This is a genomic window from Rahnella bonaserana (assembly GCF_019049675.1).
GTDB lineage: Bacteria > Pseudomonadota > Gammaproteobacteria > Enterobacterales > Enterobacteriaceae > Rahnella > Rahnella bonaserana.
This window is the reverse complement of sequence record NZ_JAFMOW010000057.1, coordinates 105,301-130,973: the sequence shown is the minus strand read 5'-3', so window position 1 is coordinate 130,973 and position 25,673 is coordinate 105,301. Positions and strand designations below refer to the sequence as shown.

The 25,673-nt window shown below is 50.3% G+C and carries 24 protein-coding genes; 14 read left to right on the top strand and 10 right to left on the bottom strand.

Annotation, left to right across the window (positions count from 1 at the left end; genetic code table 11):
- Positions 1-220: 220 nt before the first annotated feature.
- The gene (gene trhO, locus J1778_RS07535) at positions 221-1,276 is read left to right on the top strand and encodes an oxygen-dependent tRNA uridine(34) hydroxylase TrhO (protein WP_217172639.1); all 1,056 of its coding nucleotides are present in this window, start codon (positions 221-223) and stop codon (positions 1,274-1,276) included.
- A gap of 73 nt (positions 1,277-1,349) precedes the next feature.
- Here trhO and J1778_RS07530 read toward each other — a convergent pair whose 3' ends face one another.
- Together J1778_RS07530 and J1778_RS07525 are read right to left on the bottom strand one after the other, a co-directional pair.
- Positions 1,350-1,928 carry a YceI family protein gene (locus tag J1778_RS07530; protein WP_217172638.1) on the bottom strand — a complete coding sequence of 193 codons (579 nt, stop codon included), beginning with the start codon at positions 1,926-1,928 and terminating at the stop codon, positions 1,350-1,352.
- Between the two features lie 61 nt (positions 1,929-1,989).
- Entirely contained in the window at positions 1,990-2,535 is a 546-nt protein-coding gene (locus J1778_RS07525) for a cytochrome b (RefSeq protein WP_217172637.1), read from the bottom strand.
- Positions 2,536-3,097: 562 nt separating this feature from the next.
- Between J1778_RS07525 and J1778_RS07520 the strand changes: the two genes are divergently transcribed.
- Genes J1778_RS07520 through J1778_RS07510 form a run of 3 tightly spaced genes read left to right on the top strand, consistent with a single transcriptional unit; the run spans position 3,098 to position 8,420 of the window.
- Entirely contained in the window at positions 3,098-4,258 is a 1,161-nt protein-coding gene (locus J1778_RS07520; protein WP_217172636.1) for an efflux RND transporter periplasmic adaptor subunit, read from the top strand.
- A 9-nt stretch (positions 4,259-4,267) separates the two neighbouring features.
- The gene (locus J1778_RS07515) at positions 4,268-7,363 is read left to right on the top strand and encodes an efflux RND transporter permease subunit (RefSeq protein ID WP_217172635.1); all 3,096 of its coding nucleotides are present in this window, start codon (positions 4,268-4,270) and stop codon (positions 7,361-7,363) included.
- A gap of 19 nt (positions 7,364-7,382) precedes the next feature.
- Entirely contained in the window at positions 7,383-8,420 is a 1,038-nt protein-coding gene (locus tag J1778_RS07510; protein ID WP_217172634.1) for an AI-2E family transporter, read from the top strand.
- 2 nt (positions 8,421-8,422) lie between these two features.
- On the opposite strand, the gene J1778_RS07505 is transcribed toward J1778_RS07510, so the two are convergent.
- The 6 genes from J1778_RS07505 to pyrC form a co-directional block, all read right to left on the bottom strand.
- Positions 8,423-8,881: a MarR family winged helix-turn-helix transcriptional regulator gene (locus tag J1778_RS07505; protein ID WP_217172633.1), complete on the bottom strand. Its 459-nt coding sequence runs from the start codon at positions 8,879-8,881 to the stop codon at positions 8,423-8,425.
- Positions 8,882-9,066: 185 nt separating this feature from the next.
- The gene (locus J1778_RS07500; RefSeq protein WP_217172632.1) at positions 9,067-9,735 is read right to left on the bottom strand and encodes a LuxR C-terminal-related transcriptional regulator; all 669 of its coding nucleotides are present in this window, start codon (positions 9,733-9,735) and stop codon (positions 9,067-9,069) included.
- Positions 9,736-9,937: 202 nt separating this feature from the next.
- Entirely contained in the window at positions 9,938-11,053 is a 1,116-nt protein-coding gene (solA, locus tag J1778_RS07495) for an N-methyl-L-tryptophan oxidase (RefSeq protein WP_217172631.1), read from the bottom strand.
- 142 nt (positions 11,054-11,195) lie between these two features.
- Positions 11,196-11,450, bottom strand: coding sequence for a biofilm formation regulator BssS (gene bssS / locus J1778_RS07490; protein WP_013576258.1), 255 nt, complete (start codon positions 11,448-11,450; stop codon positions 11,196-11,198).
- Between the two features lie 346 nt (positions 11,451-11,796).
- Complete coding sequence (gene dinI / locus J1778_RS07485) at positions 11,797-12,051, bottom strand: DNA damage-inducible protein I (protein ID WP_217172630.1); 255 nt, start codon at positions 12,049-12,051, stop codon at positions 11,797-11,799.
- A gap of 81 nt (positions 12,052-12,132) precedes the next feature.
- Positions 12,133-13,182, bottom strand: a complete 1,050-nt coding sequence (gene pyrC / locus J1778_RS07480) for a dihydroorotase (RefSeq protein ID WP_217172629.1) — start codon at positions 13,180-13,182, stop codon at positions 12,133-12,135.
- A gap of 223 nt (positions 13,183-13,405) precedes the next feature.
- On the opposite strand from pyrC, the gene J1778_RS07475 reads away from it, so the two are divergent.
- Complete coding sequence (locus tag J1778_RS07475; protein WP_217172628.1) at positions 13,406-13,693, top strand: putative quinol monooxygenase; 288 nt, start codon at positions 13,406-13,408, stop codon at positions 13,691-13,693.
- An 83-nt stretch (positions 13,694-13,776) separates the two neighbouring features.
- Here J1778_RS07475 and rne read toward each other — a convergent pair whose 3' ends face one another.
- Positions 13,777-17,073 (bottom strand): ribonuclease E, encoded by a 3,297-nt coding sequence (gene rne / locus J1778_RS07470; protein ID WP_217172627.1) that lies wholly within the window; start codon positions 17,071-17,073, stop codon positions 13,777-13,779.
- Between the two features lie 600 nt (positions 17,074-17,673).
- Here rne and rluC point away from each other — a divergent pair.
- A complete protein-coding gene (gene rluC / locus J1778_RS07465; RefSeq protein ID WP_217172626.1) occupies positions 17,674-18,636 on the top strand; it encodes a 23S rRNA pseudouridine(955/2504/2580) synthase RluC in 963 nt (320 codons plus the stop codon).
- Positions 18,637-18,700: 64 nt separating this feature from the next.
- Here the strand turns inward: rluC and J1778_RS07460 are convergent, their stop codons facing one another.
- Positions 18,701-19,291 carry a Maf family protein gene (locus J1778_RS07460; protein ID WP_217172688.1) on the bottom strand — a complete coding sequence of 197 codons (591 nt, stop codon included), beginning with the start codon at positions 19,289-19,291 and terminating at the stop codon, positions 18,701-18,703.
- A 146-nt stretch (positions 19,292-19,437) separates the two neighbouring features.
- Between J1778_RS07460 and yceD the strand changes: the two genes are divergently transcribed.
- The 8 genes from yceD (at position 19,438) to fabF (ending at position 25,614) form a co-directional block, all read left to right on the top strand.
- Entirely contained in the window at positions 19,438-19,962 is a 525-nt protein-coding gene (gene yceD / locus J1778_RS07455; RefSeq protein ID WP_112291141.1) for a 23S rRNA accumulation protein YceD, read from the top strand.
- Positions 19,963-19,974: 12 nt separating this feature from the next.
- The gene (rpmF, locus tag J1778_RS07450) at positions 19,975-20,142 is read left to right on the top strand and encodes a 50S ribosomal protein L32 (RefSeq protein ID WP_013576249.1); all 168 of its coding nucleotides are present in this window, start codon (positions 19,975-19,977) and stop codon (positions 20,140-20,142) included.
- Positions 20,143-20,190: 48 nt separating this feature from the next.
- Entirely contained in the window at positions 20,191-21,225 is a 1,035-nt protein-coding gene (plsX, locus tag J1778_RS07445) for a phosphate acyltransferase PlsX (RefSeq protein WP_217172625.1), read from the top strand.
- A gap of 6 nt (positions 21,226-21,231) precedes the next feature.
- Positions 21,232-22,185: a beta-ketoacyl-ACP synthase III gene (locus J1778_RS07440; protein ID WP_112291138.1), complete on the top strand. Its 954-nt coding sequence runs from the start codon at positions 21,232-21,234 to the stop codon at positions 22,183-22,185.
- Between the two features lie 18 nt (positions 22,186-22,203).
- Entirely contained in the window at positions 22,204-23,133 is a 930-nt protein-coding gene (fabD, locus tag J1778_RS07435) for an ACP S-malonyltransferase (protein ID WP_217172624.1), read from the top strand.
- Positions 23,134-23,146: 13 nt separating this feature from the next.
- A complete protein-coding gene (gene fabG / locus J1778_RS07430; protein ID WP_112291135.1) occupies positions 23,147-23,881 on the top strand; it encodes a 3-oxoacyl-ACP reductase FabG in 735 nt (244 codons plus the stop codon).
- Between the two features lie 153 nt (positions 23,882-24,034).
- On the top strand, positions 24,035-24,271 hold the full coding sequence (acpP, locus tag J1778_RS07425; protein ID WP_015690190.1) for an acyl carrier protein: 237 nt from the start codon (positions 24,035-24,037) through the stop codon (positions 24,269-24,271).
- 101 nt (positions 24,272-24,372) lie between these two features.
- The gene (gene fabF, locus J1778_RS07420; RefSeq protein ID WP_217172623.1) at positions 24,373-25,614 is read left to right on the top strand and encodes a beta-ketoacyl-ACP synthase II; all 1,242 of its coding nucleotides are present in this window, start codon (positions 24,373-24,375) and stop codon (positions 25,612-25,614) included.
- Positions 25,615-25,673: the final 59 nt, after the last annotated feature.

The window sequence follows — 25,673 nt, the reverse complement described above, 5'->3', positions numbered from 1 at the left end:
CCTTAAAATTCAGCGTAGTGAAGAGTTCACCGGGATGGGTAACATCTAAGAATAGGTTATCGCATTTAAAACATGGGCAATGAACAGCAGGTGTTTTTCTTCGGATGAATTTGCAACGGAAGATGTCCTCGTTGTTGCTTTAATGTATAATCTTGCCGCTTCAAAAGTAGCTATTCGGTATCCAATAGTTAAATTCCCCTGAAAGACAGGAACGTACACCATGCCAGTGTTACATAACCGTATTTCTAATGAGGAACTCAGGGCGCGCATGTTGGCTGAAACCGAGCCACGCACCACAGTTTCTTTTTATAAGTATTTCCAGCTCGAAGATCCGAAAACCTTCCGTGATGCTTTGTATGTCAGCCTGACGCGTCTTAACGTGTTTGGTCGTATTTACGTGGCAAAAGAAGGAATTAACGCACAAATCAGTGTTCCGCAGAGTCAGTTTGAGGCGTTTAAAACCGAGCTGTTTTCCAGCCATCCGGCGCTGGACCAAATTCGTCTGAACGTGGCGCTGGAAGATGACGGTAAATCCTTCTGGGTGCTGCGTCTCAAAGTGCGTGACCGTATCGTGGCGGACGGGATTGATGATGATTCTTTCGATCCTTCAAACGTGGGTGAGTACCTGAAAGCCGAACAGGTCAACGTCATGATTGACGATCCGGACACGTTGTTTGTTGATATGCGCAACCACTACGAATACGAAGTGGGACATTTTGACAAAGCGATAGAAGTGCCATCGGATACCTTCCGCGATCAGCTGCCAATGGCCGTTGATATGCTTAAAGAAGACAAAGACAAAAAAATCGTGATGTATTGCACGGGGGGGATCCGCTGTGAAAAAGCCAGCGCCTACATGCTGCATAACGGTTTCAAGAATGTGTATCACGTTGAAGGCGGCATTATCGAATATGCACGCCGTGCGAAAGAGCAGGGTTTACCGGTCAAATTTAAAGGCAAAAACTTTGTCTTTGATGAACGCATGGGTGAGCGCATCTCTGATGACGTGATCGCGCATTGCCACCAGTGTGGCGAAGCGTGCGACAACCATACCAACTGCAAAAACGACGGCTGCCATCTGTTGTTTATTCAGTGCCCGACGTGTGCGGCGAAGTTTGACGGTTGTTGCAGCGAAATCTGTATGACCGAACTGAAGCTGCCGGTGGAAGAACAGCGTGCGCTGCGCGCTGGCCGTGAAAATGGCATTAAGATTTTCAATAAGTCTAAAGGCTTGTTGCAAACCACCATGCATATACCGGCTCCGGAAAACGACTGACTGACGTCGGACTGACAAAAAGCCCTGAATGGCATTTGCTGTTCAGGGCTTTTTTTGGCGCAGTGAATTTGAATTACTTCTCCTGCACACCTTCCACGGAAATAATCAGCTCCACATTCTGAGACGCAGGACCCAGATCGGTGGTGATCCCGTAATCCTTCAGCGCGATAGTGCCTGCTGCTTCAAAACCGGCGCGATAGCCGCCCCACGGATCCTTGCCCTGACCGAGCAATTTGGCCTGCAGGGTCAGCGGTTTGGTGACGCCGTTGAGCGTGAAGTCACCGGTGACTTCGAGAGCCTCACCTTCTTTTCTCACTGACGTTGATGTAAACGTTGCCTGCGGATGTTTGCCGACATTCAGGAATTCAGCGCTGCGAAGATGTTTGTCACGTTCGGCATGATTGGTAAACACGCTGGTGGTGTTGATGGTCACATTCACTTTATCCGCCGCCGGATTTTTCTCGTCAAAAGTAAATCCACCGTCGAAATCGTTAAAGCTGCCGTAGAGCCAGCTGTAACCTAAATGTTTAATACGGAATTCGATAAAGGCGTGCTGGCCTTCTTTATCAATTTTGTAATTTGCGGCGGTGGCAGAACCGGCGGCCAGTAACAGGGATGCCAGCGTCAGGCCGAGTGTGGTTTTTTTTAACATGGTTATTCTCCGTTTATCCATAATGTGAACAACTTAAGTAAAGAGCAGAACGTTAACCGCATCAGCGCCCCAGCATGCGTGTCAGGGTACTGTCGCGGTCAATAAAATGATGTTTAAGTGCGGCAAGGGCGTGGAACCCCGAGACAATCACAATGCCCCACGCCAGCCACAGATGCAGGGTGCCTGCAATGTCCGCCTGCTGATTCAATCCGAACAGCGTCGCAGGAAGTTCAAACCAGCCGAAGACGCTGACGGCCTGGCCTTCCGCCGTCGAAATGAGATAACCGCTGATAAGAATGCCGAACAACCCGATAAATAACAGGACATGGGCAAGCCACGCGCCGATCCGGGTTTTCGCGCTATAGCTTTCAAGAGGCGCAGGCGGCGGCGAAATAAATCGCCAGGCCAGACGAAATATCATGGCAATAAACACCAGCACGCCAATACTTTTATGTATTTCCGGCGCACGGTGATACCAGGTGTCGTAATATCCCAGTCCGACCATCCATAATCCCAGTGCAAATAATCCGTATACGGCCAGTGCAATAATCCAGTGCAGCATTACAGAAATATGACCAAACCGGACGGGCGTATTTTTCCACAACATAAACGGGCAATCTCAATAGCGGCTTTTTCTGGAAATTAAACATTTAGAAACATTCTGGCAAACTATTATTTCCAAAAGAGACGATTAATTTTACTCTTTCATTATTTTTGATGTTTTTAACATGATCTTATTCAATGCTTTCGTTTTATCCGCGCGGGATTACGGGGTTTTTAGTGCAAGGCAGACCTGGCAAGGGTTTGTCAGTTTTTGTCATCGACGGTAAAGTTTACTTTTCTTCTAAAAATTTGAGTAAAAATATTAGTTTCAACAGTGATTAATAATATCGAATGTTTTTTGTTTCAGGTTTCTGGAATGGCTAATAGTCTGCAATTACGCAGTGTTTATGTCGGAAAGACTCAACGTTTCTTAAATAAATCGTAAAGACTTTTAGGGTTTTGTTCAGACCTGATCGAGATCAGCTTATGTGATCGGATGATATTTATAATCCTTTTTAATTCCAATTAGGAATATTTTTATTGTCTTATATTTGATGTTTCCTGATGAGGTTTCTTTCCCTGAATTCAAAGAGAGCGGCATCCGGCATCACATGGAGAGTGACACTATGTTTACTGCAACAAAACGGTTTACTGCAACAAAACGTTTTGCCGCCATTCCGGTACTGCTGACATTATTCATCGCCCCGCAGGTCGTTCAGGCTGAGCAGCCTTTGGCCGTGGTGACCACTGCCACCCTCGAAACCCAGGCTGACGGTGCCGGCCGTACTTATCTCGGACGTCTTGAGGCGGTTCAGGCGGTGAATATCACCAGCCGGACGGAAGGATTTATTGCACGCCGCGCCTTTGAAGAAGGGCAGTTCGTGAATGCCGGGGATCTGCTGTATGAAATCGAACCGGCCCTGCATCAGGCTGCCGTAGCTCAGGCAAAGGCGCAACTGGACAGTGCCAATGCCACTGCGCGCCACGCCCAGACACATCTGAACCGTATTCAACGGCTGGGGGATGCGCGCACGGTGAGTCAGTCCGATGTCGATACCGCGCTCGCCGCACGTAATACCGCCCGCGCAGCCGTGGCGCAAGCGCAGGCTGCACTGAAAACGCAGGAACTCCAGCTCAGTTACACCCGTATCACCGCACCTATTTCCGGACGCATTGGCGTGAGTCATTTTCATACCGGCAGTCTGGTCAGCCCGGCCAGCGGAGTGATGACGGAAATTGTGCAACTTGATCCCGTTCGTGTGGTGATTTCGGTCAACGAACGGGATGTTCTGAGCGCCACGCACACCAGTGGTGACCTCGGGCAGGCATTTTCTGACACCCATATGGCGCTCTCTCTGCGCTTATCGGATGGCTCACCTTATATGAAAACCCCGGTATTCGAGTCATTGGGGAACCGCATCGAGGCCCAAACGGGGACTTTGCCGGTCAGGCTGACGGTCGCCAATCCTGAGCATCGTTTATTGCCAGGCGGAACAGTTAATGTCACCGCGCAGCCGCGTGCAGGAGAGCAGTTGCCGGTATTGCCGGCACAGGCCCTGCAGCAAAACGCGACAGGATATTTTGTTCTGCTGGTGAATGCTGAGCAGCGCATCGAGGCGCGTCCTGTCCGGCTTGGCGCACAAACTTCTCATGGCTATTTCGTGGCTGAAGGATTGCAGGGCGGCGAAAGTGTCGTAACGGAAGGCCTGCAACGGGTTCAGCCAGGTATGAAGGTCAGTGTACGGGACGCTTCTGACGTCTCAGCCGTCGCTGCTAAGAAAGGTTAAGGAACAACGATGCTTCAGCAATTTATCAAAAGACCCCGTTTTGCGGTGGTGATTGCACTGGTGACGGCGCTGATTGGTGCCGTTGCACTGAAGGTTATCCCGGTTGAGCAGTATCCTGATATTACGCCTCCGGTGGTTTCGGTCAGCGCCACCTATCCCGGTGCAAGCGCGCGCGATGTGGCGGAATCCGTCGCCGCACCGATTGAAGCGCAGGTCAATGGCGTCAGTAATATGCTGTATATGTCGTCGAACAGCGGCAATAACGGCAGCTACACGCTGACCATAACCTTTGCCAGTGGCACCGACCCGGATACGGCGGCCGTGGAAGTCCAGAACCGTATTTCTCAGGTCAGCTCGCGCCTTCCGCCGGAAGTGCTGAGTACTGGCGTATCGGTACGCAAACAGGCGTCTAATATCCTGATGGGGATAAGCCTTCTGTCCCCAAAGAATACGCACGACAAATTATTTATCAGTAACTTTGCCAGCATTCAGCTGCGTGATGCGCTGGCGCGTGTTGATGGCGTGGGTGATGTCAGGGTTTTCGGTTCGCGTGATTACAGTATGCGTATCTGGCTGGATCCGAACAAAATGGAAGCGCTGGATGTCAGCAGTATTGAAATCAGCGCGGCTATCCGCGAGCAAAACGTACAGGCCGCTGCCGGACAGATTGGCGCGTCACCCAGTCCTTCAATGCAACAGCAAACCCTGACCATCAGCGGTGCCGGACGTCTGAGTTCACCGGAAGAATTCGGCAATATCATTGTGCGCAAGAACGCCAATGGCGGAACGGTTCGTCTGCGGGATGTCGCCCGCATCGAACTGGGCGCGCAGGATTATCAGGTCAATGCCACACTGAATCAGACGCCCTCTGCGTTCCTGTCTGTATATCCCGCGCCAGGGGCGAATGCCCTGAATGTGGCCAATGCGGTGCGTGAAGAGATGACGCGTCAGGCACGCAATTTCCCTGACGACCTTATCTATGAAATTAAATTCGACTCGACCCGCTTTGTCAGCGCTACGCTGGATGAAATCGCTGTCTCACTGGTGCTGACTTTTATCGTTGTTCTGACAATTGTTTATTTATTCCTGCAAAGCTTGCGGGCGACATTCATCGTCGCTCTGACCATTCCGGTTTCTTTGCTCGGTACATTTGCTGTGTTGTATGCCTTTGGCTACTCCGCCAATACGCTGAGTTTGTTCGCCATTATTTTGGCACTGACGGTGGTGGTCGATGATGCCATCGTGGTGGTAGAAAACGTCGAGCGTCTGATGATGGAAGACCCGTCACTCGGGCGTGTTGCCGCCACCCGCAAAGCCCTGAAACAAATTGCAGGGCCGGTAATTGCGACGACCGTGGTTCTGCTGGCGGTATTTGTCCCGATTGCGGTTTTACCGGGCATTACCGGTGCCCTGTATCGTCAGTTTGCCGTTACGTTATCGGCGGCGGTGGTGCTTTCCAGTATCAATGCGCTGACGCTGACACCTGCACTGTGTGCGACGCTGCTCAAACCTCGCCCTGAGAAACCCGCCCGCATTTTCCACCTCTTTAATCAGGGGCTGGACAGCGTGCGTGATAGTTATGTCAAAGCCGCCGGGGGTCTGAGTAAACATGTGCTGACCAGCGTGGTGACAGTGCTGGTCATTACCGGCGCTTGTGTGTGGGGCTACAACAGCCTGCCCAAATCTTTTCTGCCGGATGAAGATCAGGGTTACTTTTTCGTGAATGTGCAGCTGCCAGATGGCGCGTCCCTGAACCGGACTGATGCCGTGCTTGGCCAGATGCAGACCCTTCTGGAGAACGACCCTGCGGTGGAAGATGTGATCGCCATCAGCGGTTTTAGCCTGATGAGCGGCGGCAGTGCGCCGAATACTGCATTCGGTATTGTTTTGCTCAAACCCTGGGGCGAGCGCAGCGCAGTGGATCAGGTGATCGGTCGTCTGCAACCTGCAATGGCGGGCATTCCTTCCGCGATGATCATGGCGATAAATCCGCCGGCCATCTCCGGCCTGGGAACCGCTTCCGGAATGGATTTACGCCTTCAGGCATTGCAGGGACAATCTCCGCAGGAACTGGCAGAAATTGGACGATCGATAATCCAGACAGCTAATCAAAATCCGCAACTGAGCCGTGTGTTCACCACCTTCAGCGCCTCGGTACCGGAAATTGCCTTAAGTGTGGATCGCGACCGTGCCGCAATGATGCAGGTGCCCGTTGGCCGGATTTTCTCGACATTACAGACCTCTTTGGGCGGCGTAAATGTCAGCGATTTCATCAAGAATAACCGTTTGTTCAACGTGCAGATGCAAAATGAAATGGAAGATCGTCAGCGTGCTGATCAGATTTCAACACTTACGGTACGCAGTGATAACGGTTCACTGGTCAGCCTTGGGAAACTGGTGGAGCTGACGCCATCACTGGGTGCGCCCTTTATTACGCAATACAACCAGTTTCCGTCACTGGCGGTGAGCGGGGCGGCAGCGCCGGGCGTCAGTTCCGGTGAAGCGATGGCGCAGATGGAAAATATCCTCAGTGAAAAGTTACCGGCAGGATATGGCTATGAATGGAGCGGGATGTCATTGCAGGAAATTCAGGCCGGAGGGCAGGCAATCCTTATCTATGCCGCGGCACTTCTGTTTGCCTATCTGTTCCTGGTGGCACAATACGAGAGCTGGAGCATTCCGCTGGTAGTAATGATTTCGGTAATTTTTGCAGTATTCGGCGCTATAGGCGGTCTGCATTTAGCGGGATTAAGTAACGATGTCTATGCTCAAATTGGCATGGTGTTGCTCATCGGACTGGCTGCGAAAAATGCCATTCTGATCGTCGAGTTCTCCAAAGCGCGCAGGGAAGAAGGGGCATCCGTCCGTGAGGCCGCGCAGGAAGGGGCGAAACAGCGTTTCCGTGCCGTTATGATGACGGCCATTTCCTTCATTCTGGGCGTGTTACCTCTGGTGATGGCGTCAGGAGCAGGGGCGATGAGCCGTCATATTATCGGTGTCACAGTGTTTAGCGGAATGTTGCTGTCCACGACGGTGGGGATCCTGTTTATCCCCGCGTTGTATGTTCATATTCAGCGTTTACGCGAGTGGACGAAATCCCGCTAAAGGCATGAGGGAAAGAAATTTGCGTAAGACAATGGTGACAACTCAGGGCCTGAGGATCGTCGTGATGATGGCGATGCTGGTGGTGATATTTGCGGGCATTAAATCGGCAGCAGATATCATTGTGCCCTTCATTCTGGCGCTGTTTCTGGCTTTCGTGCTTAATCCGCTGATTGTCTTACTGGGAAAATGGCGGGTGCCCCGGGCACTCGCTGTATTACTGGTTGCGACCCTGACGGTATGTCTGATGGTTTTCCTGACCACCAAACTGCTGATGACCCTGAATGAGTTTGCCCGTACATTGCCGCAGTACCGCGGGCTGATTGCAGCAAAGCTGATCGAAATTGATGCCTGGTTCCACTGGTCAGAACTTTCATTAACTCCCGAACAACTGGCCGGATATATCGATCCGGCCGTCATGCTCAATCTGGTCAGCAAGCTTATCAGCTATCTTTCCAATGCCATGGCAGGTTTATTTTTACTGCTGATGACTGTCGCCTTTATGCTGCTTGAAGTTCCGCAACTGCCCTATAAGGTGCAGCAAATGTCCGAAGATCCGGGCAAAGGCATGGCGAATGTTCAGCGTGCACTCGACAGCGTAACCCGTTATCTGGTGATCAAAACCTTGATTAGCGTGGTGACCGGTCTGGCTGTGTGGGCGCTGCTGGCCGTGATGGGGATCAGGTTTGCCTTTCTCTGGGGAATGCTGGCTTTTGCGCTCAACTATATCCCCAACATTGGTTCCTTTATCGCGGCAATTCCGCCCATCATTCAGGCATTTTTGTTCAATGGCTTCAGTGAAGGTCTGATTCTGACCGGCGGGTATATCCTGATCAATCTGCTTTTTGGCAGCATTATTGATCCGAAAATTCTTGGCCGCGGGCTCGGACTTTCGACGCTGGTGGTGTTCGTATCCTTGATTTTTTGGGGATGGCTGATGGGACCGGTGGGAATGCTGTTGTCTGTACCGCTGACCATTGTGCTTAAAATCGCACTGGAGCCGACCGCAGCGGGTCACAAAATTGCCGTCCTGCTGGGCGACGGACCGCTGAAACGCTAAATTCAGTTTTGCTCTTCTATTTGTTGAGCGAGGGTTTCGATGCTTTGCAGCGATATCAGTAATTGCTGACGGGCGGCTAAATCAAGCCCGTCAAACAATCTGTCGATGGCTTTCTGCTTAGGTTTTTTTACTTGTGCCAGCGCCTGTTTGCCGGCCTCTGTCAGCTCAAGCAATTGTGAACGGCGGTCAGTAGGATGGCGACGACGCACCAGTAACCCATCTCTGTCCATCGCATCTATCGCATCTGTAATCGTACGTGGAGATTGCTGGAGAACATTGGCCAGCTCAGCCGGACGGCAGGTTCCTTCCTGGGCTATCGCTGTCAGCAGTTTTTCGCGTGCCAGAGAAAGCCCCTGAGCGGACATGGCGGCATCGACCTGTTTACGCATCAGCCGTATCACCGAAAGCAATGTTTCAGTGATCTCCGCCGGAGTTGCGTCGTCAGATGTATGTTCAGTCATATTGTGAGGCCACTCAAAATTAGTCTGCTAACGGTGAGTTTATTGTATCCCTCCGCGGGCAGAGTGCAACCAGCCTGTCATGGACATTAAAAGGGAAGCTTAAAACGGGGAATTTAAAGCGGAGAATAGCATTGATAAGCCCACCTAATACCCTGACTGGACAGGGTATTAGCCGTTAGGTTGGCTTAACTATAAATTTTGTAAATCTGCTGAAGATCATCTTTAATCTGACGACTGACGGGCGTTGCGGAAATATCATCAATCGGCCAGAACATATACTTGATGAGGTTATAAACGAAACAGAACTCCAGACGGTTACGGACTTTTATTTTTTGCGCCAGATGACGCTTATGGACATAGACCGTACGGCTGCTGATATTCAATTTTCTGGCGATGCGGTAGTTAGGCATCTCCGACATCCAGTAACTCATCACCAGAATTTCCTGATCGCTGAACAAGGCTCTGGGGATCTTGAAATTATTATCCGGCATAAACGATTGCGGATCTAAAGCTATGTCTCGTAATAATGACGTCAGTGATTGTTTGTTAAGAATAAATACTTCGCGGGTAATCGGAATCGGTGTATCACAATCGGGATAATTCGCATCAATATAACAGTATATACGTGCACCGTGCCGGAAATCGAAGAAGGTTTTTAATTCTTCAGACAATTCGGAGTTGTGACAATACTTCGTCATGTTTACTAAGATGATGTCGGGCTGAAAATCAGGGATCGAGTCTAATGCCTGCGATACATTCACCGTATCAATAATATCGAGATTATTATTTTCAACCAGATAAGAGAAAATTCCTAATCGGGTAAAGCCACAGGGTTCAATAATTGAGATTTTCATGTCACGTCCTTGTCATGCGTGTCATTACGCGATGGAAACCACTCCTGTGATTTCTGCGGCTAGCATAGTTTTTTTTCTATAATGCTGTCAATTCGGAAATACCAGACTATTGATCTCGTTCAAAGCGAAATTAGAAATAATTCTTACAGAAATATAAAGACAACCATCGTTAAAAATTAACGATGGTTGAAACATTTTTACATTAACTGAATCTTGAGAGAGAAAAAGGTTGGAGATCAAAAGGAATAGGATGATTGTTAGCAAAGTGAGTAACGATTTCACCCAATACGCTGGCAAATTTGAACCCGTGACCGCTTAACCCTGAAATAACCAGCGTATTTTTCCGATCAGGTAGTGTATCTATAATGAAATCTTCATCCTCAGTCATATCGTAAGTGCATGATGCACCGCGCAGACTGACGCCAACACCCGGCAGGAAATGTCGGAAGAAATTGAAGGATTCTGTGCCATCCTGACTGATTTTTCCAAAAGGTGACCGTTCCTCCGGTTTTGTGATCCACTGGCCACCGTTGTGTTTTCCAAGTTTCAGGGCATCCTTGACTGACGGAAAACCGTAATACTGATCGCCTTGCTGCGTCTCAAGCGTAAATGCAGGGAAGTGATTTTCCTCACTATAACGGCCATCTGCATGGAACCAGGCGAAAACTTTACGAAGAGGTTTAACCGGCAATTCAGGCAGAATCCTGGTGACCCAGGTACCCGCCGACAACAGCAGTTTTGCAGCACTGTAGACACCGTCCGCCGTCGTGACCTCAACGCTGTCTTCATGCCACTGAATACTTTCAACGGGGCAATTAAACAACTGACCGCATCCCGCTTCCCGTGCCAGGCGAATGTAAGCGGTGACCGCCATTTCACTTTGCAGATACCCGGAATCAGGCTCATATACACCCGCGTATCCGTCAGGCAACGTGAATAAAGGCCATTTATCGCGGATCTCAGCGGCGCTCAAATTTTGCGTGTTCAGATGATATGTTTGTGCACTGTGTTTCACATTGCCAATAAATTCAGAATCCTCAGGGCCAATGTTAAGCACGCCGCTGCGATGAAAAATTTTGTCGCCGCTCAGTTCTGCCAGTTCATTCCACAACGTCTGTGCCCTGAGCAGCATAGGAACATAGCGTGCGCCTTCACCATAAGCATGGCGGATCAGGCGGGTTTCACCGTGATGGCTGCCTGCCTGATGGGGCGGCATCGAACTGTCTATCATCAGCACCTTCAATCCGGCACGGGTGGCGTAGTAGCCAGCCGCGGAACCGACTGAGCCGCTGCCGACGATGATGAGATCGTAATCCATATTTAAAAATTCCTGAGGTGAGTTTTTAACAAATAGGCTACAGGCATGATAGAGAGTTTACGGCGGTGAAGGCAAGCAGAGCAGGGGCAAAGAAAAAGGCACCAGGATGAAATCGCTGGTGCCTCAGACTGGCAGATTAAAATCAATGTTTTCGGTGATCACTGTATTCGTACTCATTAGATTCTATCTTTTCAATGCCGGCTTCGAGAATGTTGATCAGTTGCCGGGCAACGTCGGTAGTTAACCACAAGGTTCTGTCTACCTGAGCATCCTCGGGTGTCTGGTCTTTTGAAGACAGGTAATGAAGACGTATCATCATGGCGTCATAAGAGTCGACGGTACTGATATCCCAACCAACAAGCGGGTGTGTCTGAATAACTTCATCATTTCTGTCCATATAGACCCCTTATATTGTAGTGACTGACGTGAGTGACTATCTGAGGATCAATGCGGCTCATTATCAGGTGAGCTGTTTCAGTATAAACAGTTAAATCGTTTTATGGTGAGATTTAAGAGTATTTAATTGTAAATAAATTGTGTCGATTAATTATTCAGCAGAATAATCCGAAGAATAACCTAAATTATTTTTTCGCAGACGTGTGATTTATGCATTCGAATGGAATAAAAAACCGGACTGCGACGCCCGGTGAAATACAGAAATAGCCTTGCGGCGCGGTTTTAATAAACCTGATTATTATAAATAGGGCAGAGAGAATGAATAGGTTTGCTGAAATTTCATAGTGTTACTCATCATTCTGATTTGAAAACCAGTCGTCGGCACTTTCCCAGGTTTCCTGCAAAATTTCTTCGATGAGATCGCGATCAGTTTTGGCTCCGCCCAATACGGACAGGCTATTTGCTCCGGCATAACGGACCTGAACATTATTTTCGCGGTCGGAAAACTGTTTGTTAATTCTCTTACTCAATTCACCTGACAACGCGTCCAGCGCGCCAACAGGCAGAGGCTTGGTTTTATCGATTGTGACTTCAACACGCATATGACCTCCCGAATAGATTTGACTGTATATTTATACAGTCAAATCATGATCAGCGCAAGCCACTGTGCGGAGAAATCGTATTTAGTACGATGTCACTTTCCAGTTCAGGGTATGTCCCGCGAGGAATGGCACAACGGATTCGTTACCCAGGGCAATCTCTTCAGGCTGAGTCACGGACGTGCGCGTCAGTTCAATGAAATCTTCATTGAGCGGCAAACCGTAGAAACGCGGACCATTAAGGGAGCAGAACGCTTCGAAATTCTGCAGTGCATTCATCTCTTCAAAAACGGTGGCATAAGCGGACAGCGCGAGTGGTGCGTTGAAGCAACCGGCACAGCCACAGCTTGATTCTTTACGGCCTTTGGTGTGTGGCGCTGAATCCGTGCCCAGGAAGAAACGGTCAGCACCACTGGCGATGACTTCACGTAATGCTTCCTGATGTACGTTGCGTTTAAGAATCGGCAGGCAGAAGAGATGAGGGCGAACTCCGCCTACCAGCATGTGGTTGCGGTTAAACATCAGGTGCTGTGGCGTAATGGTTGCACCCAGATACTGATTACCGAAAAGAACATACTGAGCCGCTTCTTTAGTGGTGATGTGCTCGAAGACGATTTTCAGCTCAGGGAACTGACGGCGAACCGGATCCATTACTTCATCGATGAAACGGGCTTCACGATCAAAAATATCAACATGACTGTGAGTGACTTCACCGTGGATAAGTAAAGGCATGCCGATTTTTTGCATGCGCTCGAGCACAGGATAAATCGCTTTGACATCCGAAACCCCATGCTGGGAGTTGGTGGTCGCGTTGGCCGGATAGAGTTTTGCAGCAGTGAAAACGCCTTGCTCAAACCCGCTGGCAATTTCTTTGGGATCCAGAGAATCGGTCAGATAGCAGGTCATCAGCGGGGTGAATTTATGCCCGGCAGGCAGCGCGGCCATAATACGTTCACGATACGCGATTGCCGCAGCGACAGTCGTCACGGGAGGCGTCAGGTTTGGCATGACAATCGCACGACCAAAGACTTCACTGGTGAAAGGTAACACCGTACTGAGCATTTCGTCATCACGGAGGTGAATATGCCAGTCATCTGGGCGGCGGATTTTCAAAACTTGCGGTGTGGCGGTCATCAGGCAAAACTCCGGCATTGAGAGACAAGATGTTGGGATCAGGTGCGGTAATGGGAGCATTAACGGCGGGGAACAAGAATAAGCGTAAAACCGTTGTGTTGCATCTGTTAAATAAAGTTCGTATTGAAATCAATGTATCGAAAGGTTCATAGTGGTGGCAGATTTTAGTCATCGTGCTTCATGGTGTGTGCCTGAAGCAGGACAAAATAACGGGAGAACCATTATGGAAATCAGAGTTGTTGCCACAATTGTCGCAAAAAAAGAATTCAGGGCAAAAGTGACAGAAGCATTGCTTGACGTAATTGAGCCAAGCCGGCAGGAAGTGGGGTGCCTGCAATATGAGTTGCACCAGGATCTGGATACGGATGGCACTTTTGTTTTCTATGAACGCTGGGCATCCGAAGATGCGTTGAACCAACACAATAAGACCGAGCATTTCCAGCATTTCGCTAAAAGCCTGGAAGGTAAGCTTGAGGAACTGACAATTCGTCGCCTGAAAAGTCTGGCCTGATTTTTTCTTCAGTAAGATTTATCACCAATAAAAAACCCGCCGAGGCGGGTTTTTAGTTTTGAGACGCTACCGGCTTAGCGGAATTACTCTGCTGGCATCTCAGGCTTAGTGGCAGGCGCAGTAGCAGTGGTTACTGCTGCGTGGCCACCGGCAGAACCTTTGCCATCAAAGTCGAACTCCGGGCGAACCCAGTCACTTTGACGCGCTGGCTCAGGCACATAGCTTGGTGCTGGTGCTTTCGTCATAGGTGCTGTCGCGTGATGCTTGAAGCGAGGGGCAACAACCGCAGCTTCAGTCACTGCCGGAGCTTGCGCAACGGGTGCTGTCTCAACGGCAGGTTTCACTTCTGCAACCGGCTCTGCTTTCTCTTCTACCTGAACTTCAGGATCTGCGACTGGCGCAACGGCCTGAAGTTCAGGTTCAGCAAGCACTGCAGTCGGTTCAACGACGGTTGGCTCATGTGCTTCCGGCGCGACTTCTACAACAGGCGTCTCTTCTACAGGTTCAGCCGTTGCAGGTTCAACCAATACAGGTTCGTCGGCAACAGGCTGTGCGGCTTCTGCGGTGGTAATATCTGCTGGTGCTTCTTGCTTTGCAGCTTCAGCGACTGTTTCTGCCTGAGCAACAGCTTCTGCAGTTTCTGAAATCACCGGCGTATTAGCCTGCGCAATTTCAACCTGCTGATTCAGAACTTCAGGTGCTTCTGCTTCAGTATTCTGGTTTTCAGAAGACTGATATTCAGAAGACTGGGCCACCGGATAGGTGATCCAAACTTTGCCTGACGCCATTTCCGGAGAAACGAACGCACCTGCCATTGGCATTGGTGACTGAGTCGGGTAACGCTCATCACGATAACGACGACGACGCTGGCCGCTGACACGCAGGTGACGCGGAGAACGACGTGAACGACGTGGCATACCGTTTTCACGGGCGTTGTCATTCTGATTGTCTTCGCTGTCCGCTGCGTTCGCTGGCTCGACATCAGAAGATTCTTGCGCAACCACAGCCGGCGCTGGTGCTGCCGGACGGGTACCGGTGATCAGCAACTGAGCCGCAGCTTCTTCTTCATGATCAACTTCTTCAGATTCGAAGCGGATTTTCTGATTCAGCTGGCGACGCTGACGGCGCTGTGCTGGCTGACGGTCTTCCTGCTCAGTTTCATCAGTAACAACCGGTGCAACAACTTGCTCAACGGCAACTGCATCCTGAATTTTCTCTTCAGTTTGTGGTTTACGTTTGTCTTCAGAACGGCGACGCGAACGTTCACGACGAGGTTGTTGCTGCTGTTCTTCGCGAGCGGCAGTTTCAACTTCTTCGTTACGGGTTTCGGTAACGACCGGTTCCTGATTACGACGGCCACGACGCTGATCGTCACGTTGTTCACGATTATTTTCGCGGTTATCGCGGCCTTCGCCACGATTATCACGATTGTTGTCACGGCCTTCGCCACGTTCGCCACGATTACCGCGGTCATTGCGCTCACCGCGTTCACCGTTACGGTCACGGCGTCCACCCTGACGACGCTGGTTGCGGCGTTCATTGTTACGACGGTTTTCGGTTTCAGTCGCTTCAGGCGTCTCTTTTGGTACTTCAACAGGTTTAACTTCCTGTTGCGGCTCCGGTGCGAACAAGCTCTTCAGCCCGCTCAGCAGACGGCTGACAAAACCTGATTTTTCAGCAACAGGAGCTGCCGGAGCATTTACTGTGGCTGTTCTGGTTTTGACAGGTTCTTCAGTCACAACAGGCTGCTCGAAGCTGGACGGAGGTGCTTCGCTTTGCAGCGCAAATGCAGCCAGCGCAGGTTGCTCAGGACGACGACGTTCAGCCGGCAACTCTTCAGAAGGTTGCAGCATTTCGGCTTCGTGGATCTGAGGCAGCAGGTAACTCAGTGCAGAGATTTCTTCGCCTTTACGAACACGCAGAACATGGTAATGCGGAGTTTGCATCTGATCGTTAGGTACGATCACCGCACGCACACCACCTTGACGTTTTTCGATGGCATTTACCGATTCACGTTTTTCGTTCAGCAGGTAAGAAGCGATTGGCACCGGAACGATGGCATGTACTTCTTTGGTGTTTTCTTTCAGCGCTTCTTCTTCAATCAGACGCAGAATCGACAGTGACAGAGATTCGTTGTCACGGACGGTACCGGTACCTGCGCAACGTGGGCAGATATGGTGCGTAGATTCACCCAGTGACGGGCTCAGGCGCTGACGGGACATTTCCAGTAAACCGAAACGGGAAATGCGACCAATCTGGATACGGGCGCGGTCCTGACGAACAGCGTCACGCAGACGGTTTTCCACTTCGCGCTGGTGGCGAACTGGCGTCATATCGATGAAGTCGATAACGATCAGGCCACCCAGGTCACGCAGGCGTAACTGGCGGGCAATTTCGTCTGCGGCTTCAAGGTTGGTGTTGAATGCAGTTTCTTCGATATCGCCGCCGCGGGTTGCACGCGCGGAGTTAATGTCGATAGCGGTCAGCGCTTCAGTGCTGTCGATAACAATCGAGCCGCCGGAAGGCAGACGGACTTCACGCTGGAAAGCGGATTCGATTTGCGATTCGATCTGGTAGTGACTGAACAGCGGAATTTCACCGACGTACGGTTTAATTTTGCTGCTGAAATCAGGACGGCCGAGAGCGGCGATATGCTCTTTTGCCAGGTCGAGGATTTTCGGGTTATCAATCAGGATTTCGCCGATATCCGGACGCAGGTAGTCACGGAATGCGCGAACGATAACGTTACTTTCCTGATGGATCAGGAATGGGGCAGGGCGGCCTTCAGCAGCTTTCTTGATAGCATCCCAATGTTTGAGACGGAAAGTCAGATCCCATTGCAGGGCTTCTGCGGATTTGCCGACACCGGCAGTACGCACAATCAGACCCATGCCATCAGGCAGTTGCAGAGAAGACAGCGCTTCTTTCAGTTCAGTGCGGTCATCACCTTCAATCCGGCGGGAAATTCCCCCAGCTCGTGGATTGTTAGGCATCAGAACCAGATAGCTACCGGCCAGACTGATAAACGTCGTCAGTGCTGCGCCTTTATTTCCACGTTCTTCTTTATCAACCTGAACGATAACTTCCTGACCTTCGCGCAAAACATCTTTGATGTTTGGACGGCCGTGGGAAGAATAGTTGCTAGGGAAATATTCACGGGAAATTTCTTTCAGAGGGAGGAAACCATGTCGTTCTGCGCCGTAGTCTACGAATGCCGCTTCCAGACTAGGTTCAATGCGGGTGATTTTACCTTTATAAATGTTCGCTTTTTTCTGCTCATGGCCCGGACTTTCAATATCCAAATCATACAGCCGCTGTCCATCTACAAGGGCAACGCGCAACTCTTCTTGCTGAGTCGCGTTAATCAACATTCTTTTCATCGTAACTTACTCATTATTATTCCATTATTGACAGAGCTGCGGGCAAAATGACTTCATGACCGGATAAACCGTTGGCCCCGAGTCTTCTCGCAAATCGTCAACCTCACGGCTGTCGCTTGCATAGGGGCGCATTATTTCGGTAAGTCTGCTTTTGCTGTATTAAAGGCACCAGCGTTATGAAAGCAGCACTTTTATTAGGGGAATAGCTTCTGAATTTAGGTTAACAGATCTCATTCCGTATGCCGGCCAAGCTGCAACCCGCAGCCCGCTAATTGCTTGATTTCACATTACGTCTTACGCCATTGCTGCGTTTTTGTGCGATCAGGCAAATCTATAATTCCTGCGTTTTCCCTAACTTAAGAGAAACAACGCCGAAAGTAGTTTCATTATTCCATTGCAGGCACTGTGATAGCAAGGTGACTTTTCCCATGCGGGTAAGATATTTACCTCAATGAGAGATGTGCCGCATTGTCTGAACTTTCGCTTTCTGTAAAAACAGGGGGTATAGAAAGGTTTTCCTCGGCTGTTACTGGTAAAGTAAGAGTTAAGCACATAAAAATCAGTGGCGCGAACCGTGCCGGATATTTAGAATCGCGAGCCATGAAAACTGAGAATCCAACTGTACAATTAATCCCCATCTCCGAAGACGAAGCCGGTCAGCGCATCGACAACTTCTTACTCAAAATACTTAAGGGTGTGCCGAAGAGCATGATCTATCGTATCGTGCGTAAAGGAGAGGTGCGGGTTAATAAGAAAAGAATTAAGCCTGAATACAAATTACTTGCCGGTGATGAAGTGCGTGTGCCGCCGGTCCGCGTGGCAGAGCGTGATGAAGCGCCGGTTTCCGCGAAGCTGGATAAAGTCGCTGCTCTGGCCGATTGCATCTTATATGAAGACGATCACCTGCTGATCCTGAATAAGCCTTCCGGTACTGCCGTACACGGTGGCAGCGGGTTGAGCTTTGGCGTGATTGAAGGTCTGCGTGCACTGCGTCCGGAAGCACGCTTCCTTGAACTGGTTCACCGTCTTGACCGTGATACTTCCGGCGTGTTGCTGGTCGCCAAAAAGCGTTCCGCCCTGCGATCCCTGCATGAGCAATTGCGCGTTAAAAGTATGCAGAAGGATTACCTGGCACTGGTGCGCGGTGAATGGCCTTCGCATTGCAAAGTGGTCCAGGCCCCCCTGCTGAAAAATATCCTGCAAAGCGGTGAGCGTGTTGTCAGGGTGAATGCGGAAGGTAAGCCTTCTGAAACGCGCTTCAAAATTGAAGAACGCTATGAATTTGCCACGCTGGTCAAAGCCAGCCCGGTGACCGGCAGAACGCATCAGATCCGTGTGCATGCGCTGCACGCCGGTCATCCGATTGCCTTTGATGATCGTTACGGTGAACGTGATTTCGATGCAAAACTGTCAGGAACGGGTCTGAACCGTCTTTTCCTGCATGCGGCTGCGCTGCGTTTTGAACATCCGGCTAGCGGTGAAACCATGCGCATTGAGGCTCCTATGGATGCCAAACTGCGTAACTGCCTGAAAATTTTACGCGGCAAAGCGACCGCCCGTTAAAAAAAATCAGCTTATAAAGAGGCGCACGGGGTGCGCCTTTTTTTATGCCTGTCAGTTAACGGCTTTAAAGTAACGGATTGATGCCGTGTCCGCGCAGTAAGGAGAGCAGGGCAATAAGTGGCAGTCCGATTAACGTATTGGGGTCGCGCCCCGTCAGACTGTCGAAAAGCGTAATCCCCAAACCCTCGCATTTAAAGCTGCCGGCGCAGTCGTACGGCTCTTCGCGATGTAGATATCCGGTAATTTCTTCATCGGTTAATGGCCGGAAAGTCACGTCAAACGTTTCGCATAACGTCTGCGCTTTTTTTGCATCGCTGCTATACAAACTCAGGCCGGTATAAAACGTGACGGTTTTGCCGCTGGCTGCCCGCAACTGCCTGAATGCATTATCGAAGGCGTGCGGCTTTCCGGTGATATCTCCATCAATCACGCAGACCTGATCGGAGCCAATAATCAGATGATGCGGATAGGCTTCGGCCAACGTGCTGGCTTTGGATTGCGCCAGCCGCTGCACCAGCGCTGCCGGCGTTTCACCGGGCACAGGGGTTTCATCAATATCGGGTGAAGCACAGGTAAATTTCAGCCCGGTTTTCTCCAGCAATGCTCTCCGGTAGACCGAGGTCGAGGCTAAAAGTAATTCTGGTGAAGACATCATCATAATTTTTTTTTCACAAAGCGTGGCGTTATTGAATCACACATTTTAAACTGTCGGCCGCTGCGGAAGCGAATATTGGTGAAAGGTGCGGTTTTGAGGCCTTTTTCTTTGACTCTCTGTCGTTACAAAGTTAATATGCGCGCCCTATGCAAAAAGTAAAATTACCCCTGACCCTTGATGCGGTCCGCACTGCCCAGAAGCGTTTAGACTATACAGGTGTCTATACTGCAGATCAGGTTACGCGAGTTGCCCAATCAGTGGTCAGTGTGGATTCTGATATACAAACCTCATTGTCGTTTAATATCGACAATCAGCGCCTGGCTGTGATTACCGGCCACTCCGATGTTGCTGTGACTCTGGAATGCCAGAGATGCGGTAAGACGTTTGAACATCAGGTTCACACAACATATTGTTTTAGCCCTGTCCAGAATGATGAACAGGCTGAGGCATTACCGGAAGCGTACGAGCCGATCGAAGTCGATGATTTTGGCGAAGTCGATTTGCTGGCAATGATTGAAGACGAAATTATTCTTTCACTGCCTGTCGTTCCGGTACATGAATCTGAACACTGTGAAGTGTCCGACGCGGACATGGTATTTGGCAAACTGCCTGAAGAGGCGGAGAAACCTAATCCATTTGCCGTATTAGCGAGTTTAAAGAAAAGTACTTAAGGAGTAAGGTCCATGGCCGTACAACAGAATAAACCAACCCGTTCTAAACGTGGCATGCGTCGTTCACATGACGCTCTGACCACTTCCACTCTGTCTGTGGACAAGACTTCTGGTGAAACTCACCTGCGTCACCACATCACTGCCGACGGTTTCTACCGCGGTCGCAAGGTAATCGGCTGATAATTGCCTGCAACTTATTCACGTGATAAGTGCTGGCAAGGCGATACCTTGACTCGTCTAACCATCGCGTTAGATGTAATGGGCGGAGATTTCGGTCCTTCCGTCACAGTGCCTGCTTCATTGCAGGCACTGATCTCTAATTCTGAATTAGATCTTCTTCTGGTCGGTGATCCCGACGCAATCACACCTTTCTTAGCTAAAGCCGATCCTTCTTTAATAGAACGAATCCGGATAATTCCTGCTGAATCAGTAATAGCCAGTGACATGCGTGCGTCGCAAGCTATACGTGCCAGTAAAGGAAGCTCAATGCGTGTGGCGCTGGAACTGATCAAAAGCGGAGAGGCACAGGCATGTGTCAGTGCCGGGAATACCGGTGCTCTGATGGGATTAGCCAAAATGGTGGTCAAGCCGCTGGATGGCATTGAGCGCCCGGCGCTGATGAGCGTTCTGCCTAATCAGCAACGCAGTAAAACTGTGGTGCTGGATTTGGGAGCTAACGTTGAGTGTGACAGCACGATGCTGGTCCAGTTTGCCGTGATGGGTGCAGTAATGGCGGAGCAGGTGGTGGGTATCAGTAACCCCCGCGTCGCCTTACTCAATATCGGCGAAGAGGAAAGCAAAGGGCTGGATAATATCCGCGAAGCCGCAGCTATTTTAAAAAATACCGCATTAATCAACTATATCGGCTATCTTGAAGGCAATGACCTTCTGACCGGTAAGACGGATGTGATGGTGTGTGATGGCTTCGTTGGGAATGTTACGCTCAAGACCATGGAAGGCGTAATAAGGATGTTTTTGTCACTGTTAAAATCCTCCGGTGAGGGTGGCAAGAAGGCCTGGTGGTTGAAATGGTTGGGACGGATAGTTCAGAAGAAGTTGCTAAAGCGTTTTAGCCACCTCAACCCCGACCAGTATAATGGCGCATGTTTGTTAGGATTACGGGGCATCGTTATTAAAAGCCATGGCGGAGCAAACCAGCGTGCGTTTGCTGTTGCTATCGAACAGGCTGTGCAGGCGGTGCAGCGGCAGGTCCCTCAGCGGATTGCCGCGCGCCTTGAAGCTGTATTACCCAAGAGTGACTGATCGTACATGTATACAAAAATTCTCGGTACGGGGAGCTATTTGCCCGTGCAAGTTCGGACTAATGCCGACTTAGAAAAAATGGTGGATACCTCCGACGAGTGGATTGTCACCCGCACAGGTATTCGTGAACGTCGTATCGCTGCACCGGATGAGACTGTGGCCACAATGGGCCTGCACGCTGCAGAAAAAGCACTCGAAATGGCCGGCGTTAGCGCAAGCGACGTGGGCTTGATCATTGTTGCAACAACCTCATCTTCACACGCATTCCCGAGTTCAGCCTGCCAGGTGCAGAACATGCTGGGCATTAAGGATTCTGCAGCGTTCGATCTGGCTGCCGCTTGTGCAGGTTTTACCTATGCACTGAGCGTTGCCGATCAATACATCAAAAACGGTGCCGTGAAATATGCACTGGTGATCGGTTCTGATGTGCTGTCGCGTAAACTCGATCCTGAAGATCGCGGTACGGTTATTCTCTTCGGTGATGGCGCGGGCGCAGTATTGCTGGGCGCATCAGAAGAGCAGGGCATCATTTCTACGCATATGCATGCGGATGGTCATTACGGCAACCTGCTGACGCTGGCATACCCAAGCCAGACAGAGCCTGAAAAACCTGCTTATGTCACTATGGCCGGTAATGAAGTCTTCAAAGTCGCTGTGACTGAACTGGCGCACATTGTTGATGAAACCCTGACCGCAAATAATCTTGACCGTACTGCACTTGACTGGCTGGTTCCGCATCAGGCGAACCTGCGCATTATCAGTGCGACAGCGAAAAAGCTGGGTATGGGAATGGATAAAGTGGTGGTTACGCTCGATCGTCATGGCAATACCTCTGCGGCCTCTGTGCCTGCTGCCTTTGACGAAGCTGTGCGTGACGGAAGAATTCAGCGCGGGCAATTAGTGTTGCTCGAAGCATTTGGCGGTGGCTTTACCTGGGGCTCGGCGCTGGTACGTTTTTGATTTAACAGGAAGATAAAAATGACAAAAATTGCAGTTGTTTTCCCTGGTCAGGGTTCTCAGACGCTCGGTATGCTGGCGGATTTAGCCGCCGCGCATCCGGTGGTTGAAGAAACATTTGCCGAAGCTTCTTCGGCGCTGGGATATGATTTGTGGCAGCTGGTGCAACAGGGGCCTGCTGAAGAACTGAATAAAACCTGGCAGACGCAGCCTGCGTTGCTGGCCGCTTCAGTCGCGATCTGGCGTGTATGGCAGCAGCAGAACGGCACTCAGCCTGTTCTGATGGCGGGTCATAGTCTGGGCGAATATTCTGCTCTGGTTTGTGCCGGTGTGCTGGATTTCAAACAGGCGATTTCCCTGGTTGAACTGCGCGGCAAACTGATGCAGGAAGCGGTTCCGGCTGGAACTGGCGCAATGTACGCTATTATCGGTCTGGATAACGACGCGATTGCTAGAGCGTGCGAAGAGTCTGCACAGGGGCAGGTTGTTTCTCCGGTTAACTTTAACTCGCCAGGTCAGATAGTGATCGCGGGTAACAAAGAAGCGGTAGAACGTGCCGGTGCAGCCTGTAAAGCAGCGGGTGCAAAACGTGCTCTGCCTCTTCCAGTTAGCGTGCCATCACATTGTGCGCTGATGAAGCCTGCTGCGGATAAACTGGCCGTTGCACTCGAAAACGTGACTTTCAGCGCACCTCAGTATTCTGTGGTGAATAACGTTGATGTGAAAATCGAAACGTCTCCTGAAGCCATCCGCAGTGCGCTGGTACGCCAGTTGTACAGCCCGGTGCGCTGGACTGAGTCTGTCGAATTTATGGCAGCACAAGGCGTTGAGCAGTTATTAGAAGTGGGGCCGGGGAAAGTGCTGACCGGTCTGACTAAACGTATTGTTGACACCCTGACGGCGGCTGCTGTGAATGACACGGTAAGCCTGGCAGCGGCGTTAGAGCAGTAATAAGAGGATGAGTATGACCTTTGAAGGCAAAATTGCACTTGTTACTGGTGCCAGTCGTGGTATTGGCCGCGCTATTGCAGAGAAACTGGTAGCAGGCGGTGCGAAAGTGATCGGCACTGCGACCAGCGAGAAAGGTGCTGAAGCGATCAGCGAATATTTAGGCGAAAATGGCAAAGGTATTATGCTCAATGTGGTTGATTCTGCATCTATTGAGCAAGTATTGGCGACTATTCGAGCTGAATTTGGCGAAATTGATATTTTAGTTAATAATGCCGGCATTACCCGTGATAACCTTCTCATGCGTATGAAGGATGATGAGTGGCAGGATATCCTGGATACGAATCTGACTTCTGTGTTTCGGCTGTCAAAAGCTGTCATGCGAGCTATGATGAAGAAACGGTGTGGACGGATTATTACAATTGGTTCCGTTGTTGGCACCATGGGTAACGCAGGGCAGGCGAACTACGCGGCGGCTAAAGCTGGCTTGATTGGTTTTAGTAAGTCTTTGGCACGTGAAGTCGCTTCACGTGGCATTACTGTCAACGTCGTCGCTCCCGGCTTTATTGAGACGGATATGACAAGGGCGTTGACAGATGATCAACGCGCAGGCATTTTGTCATCAGTTCCAGCCAACCGGTTGGGCGATGCCAAAGAAATTGCCAGCGCCGTTGCTTTTTTAGCCTCTGACGAGGCCGGCTACATCACGGGTGAAACATTACATGTCAATGGCGGCATGTATATGATTTAAAAATTACGAAATTATTTGCGTTTTTTGCGGTAAAAACCGCAAAATAGAGCAAATTCGTGGTTTGACCAGCCTGGATTTAGTTGCATCTTTTTCAACATTTTATACACTACGAAAACCATCGCGAAAGCGAGTTTTGATAGGAAATTTAAGAGTATGAGCACTATCGAAGAACGCGTTAAGAAAATCATCGTTGAACAGCTGGGTGTTAAACAGGAAGAAGTAGTGAATGCTGCATCTTTCGTAGACGACCTTGGCGCTGATTCTCTCGACACCGTTGAGCTGGTTATGGCTCTGGAAGAAGAGTTTGATACCGAGATCCCTGACGAAGAAGCTGAAAAAATCACTACTGTTCAGGCAGCAATTGATTTTATCAACGCTAGCCAACAGTAAGCGTACATGCTTTAAGTTTAGATAGTTAGGCGGTCATTTGACCGCCTAAGTTTTTTTTATCCCACGGTATTACTACTTTTTTCCCTCCCTGGAGGACACACGTGTCTAAGCGTCGAGTTGTAGTGACTGGACTGGGCATGCTGTCTCCTGTCGGCAATACTGTAGAGTCCACTTGGAACGCTCTCCTTGCCGGTCAGAGTGGCATCAGCCTGATCGACCATTTTGATACTAGTGCCTATGCAACGCGTTTTGCTGGCTTAGTAAAAGATTTTAACTGTGAAGACTACATCCCGCGCAAAGATGCCCGCAAGATGGACGCTTTTATTCAGTATGGTATTACTGCCGGTATTCAGGCGATGCAAGACTCCGGGCTTGAAGTGACTGCTGAGAACGCGACACGCATTGGTGCGGCGATCGGTTCTGGCATTGGCGGACTTGGTCTGATTGAAGAAAACCATACGTCATTGGTTAACGGCGGACCTCGCAAAATTAGTCCTTTTTTCGTTCCATCAACCATCGTGAACATGATTGCCGGTCATCTGAGTATCATGTTCGGGTTACGTGGGCCGAGTATTTCGATTGCTACAGCCTGTACTTCTGGCGTGCATAATATTGGTCATGCAGCACGTATCATCGCCTATAACGATGCTGACGTTATGCTGGCCGGCGGCGCTGAAAAAGCCAGCACTCCGCTGGGTGTCGGTGGTTTCGGTGCAGCACGCGCGTTATCCACGCGTAACGATAATCCGCAGGCAGCAAGCCGTCCGTGGGATAAAGATCGTGATGGTTTCGTCCTGGGAGATGGTGCCGGTATCATGGTGCTGGAAGAGTACGAACACGCCCGCAAGCGCGGTGCGAAAATTTATGCAGAAATCGTCGGCTTTGGTATGAGCAGCGATGCTTACCATATGACCTCTCCACCGGAAGATGGTGCAGGTGCTGCGCTGGCGATGGAAAATGCCCTGCGTGATGCAGGTATTTCGGCATCGCAAATTGGCTATATCAACGCGCACGGGACCTCTACCCCGGCGGGTGACAAAGCCGAAGCGCAGGCAGTTAAATCTGTCTTTGGTGCGGATGCGCACAAAGTGCTGGTCAGCTCTACCAAGTCTATGACGGGGCATTTGTTAGGTGCTGCGGGTGCTGTAGAGTCTATCTTCACTTTACTGGCACTGCGTGATCAGGCCGTTCCACCGACCCTGAATCTGGACAATCCAGACGAAGGTTGTGATCTGGACTTTGTACCGCACGAAGCGCGTCAGGTGAAAGACTTGCAATATTCACTGTGTAACTCCTTCGGATTCGGCGGAACTAACGGTTCTCTGGTATTCCGCAAGATGTGATTGCGCCGGTGTGTTATTGAAAAAGGCCCGTTAATCGGGCCTTTTTGCTGTCTGAATAA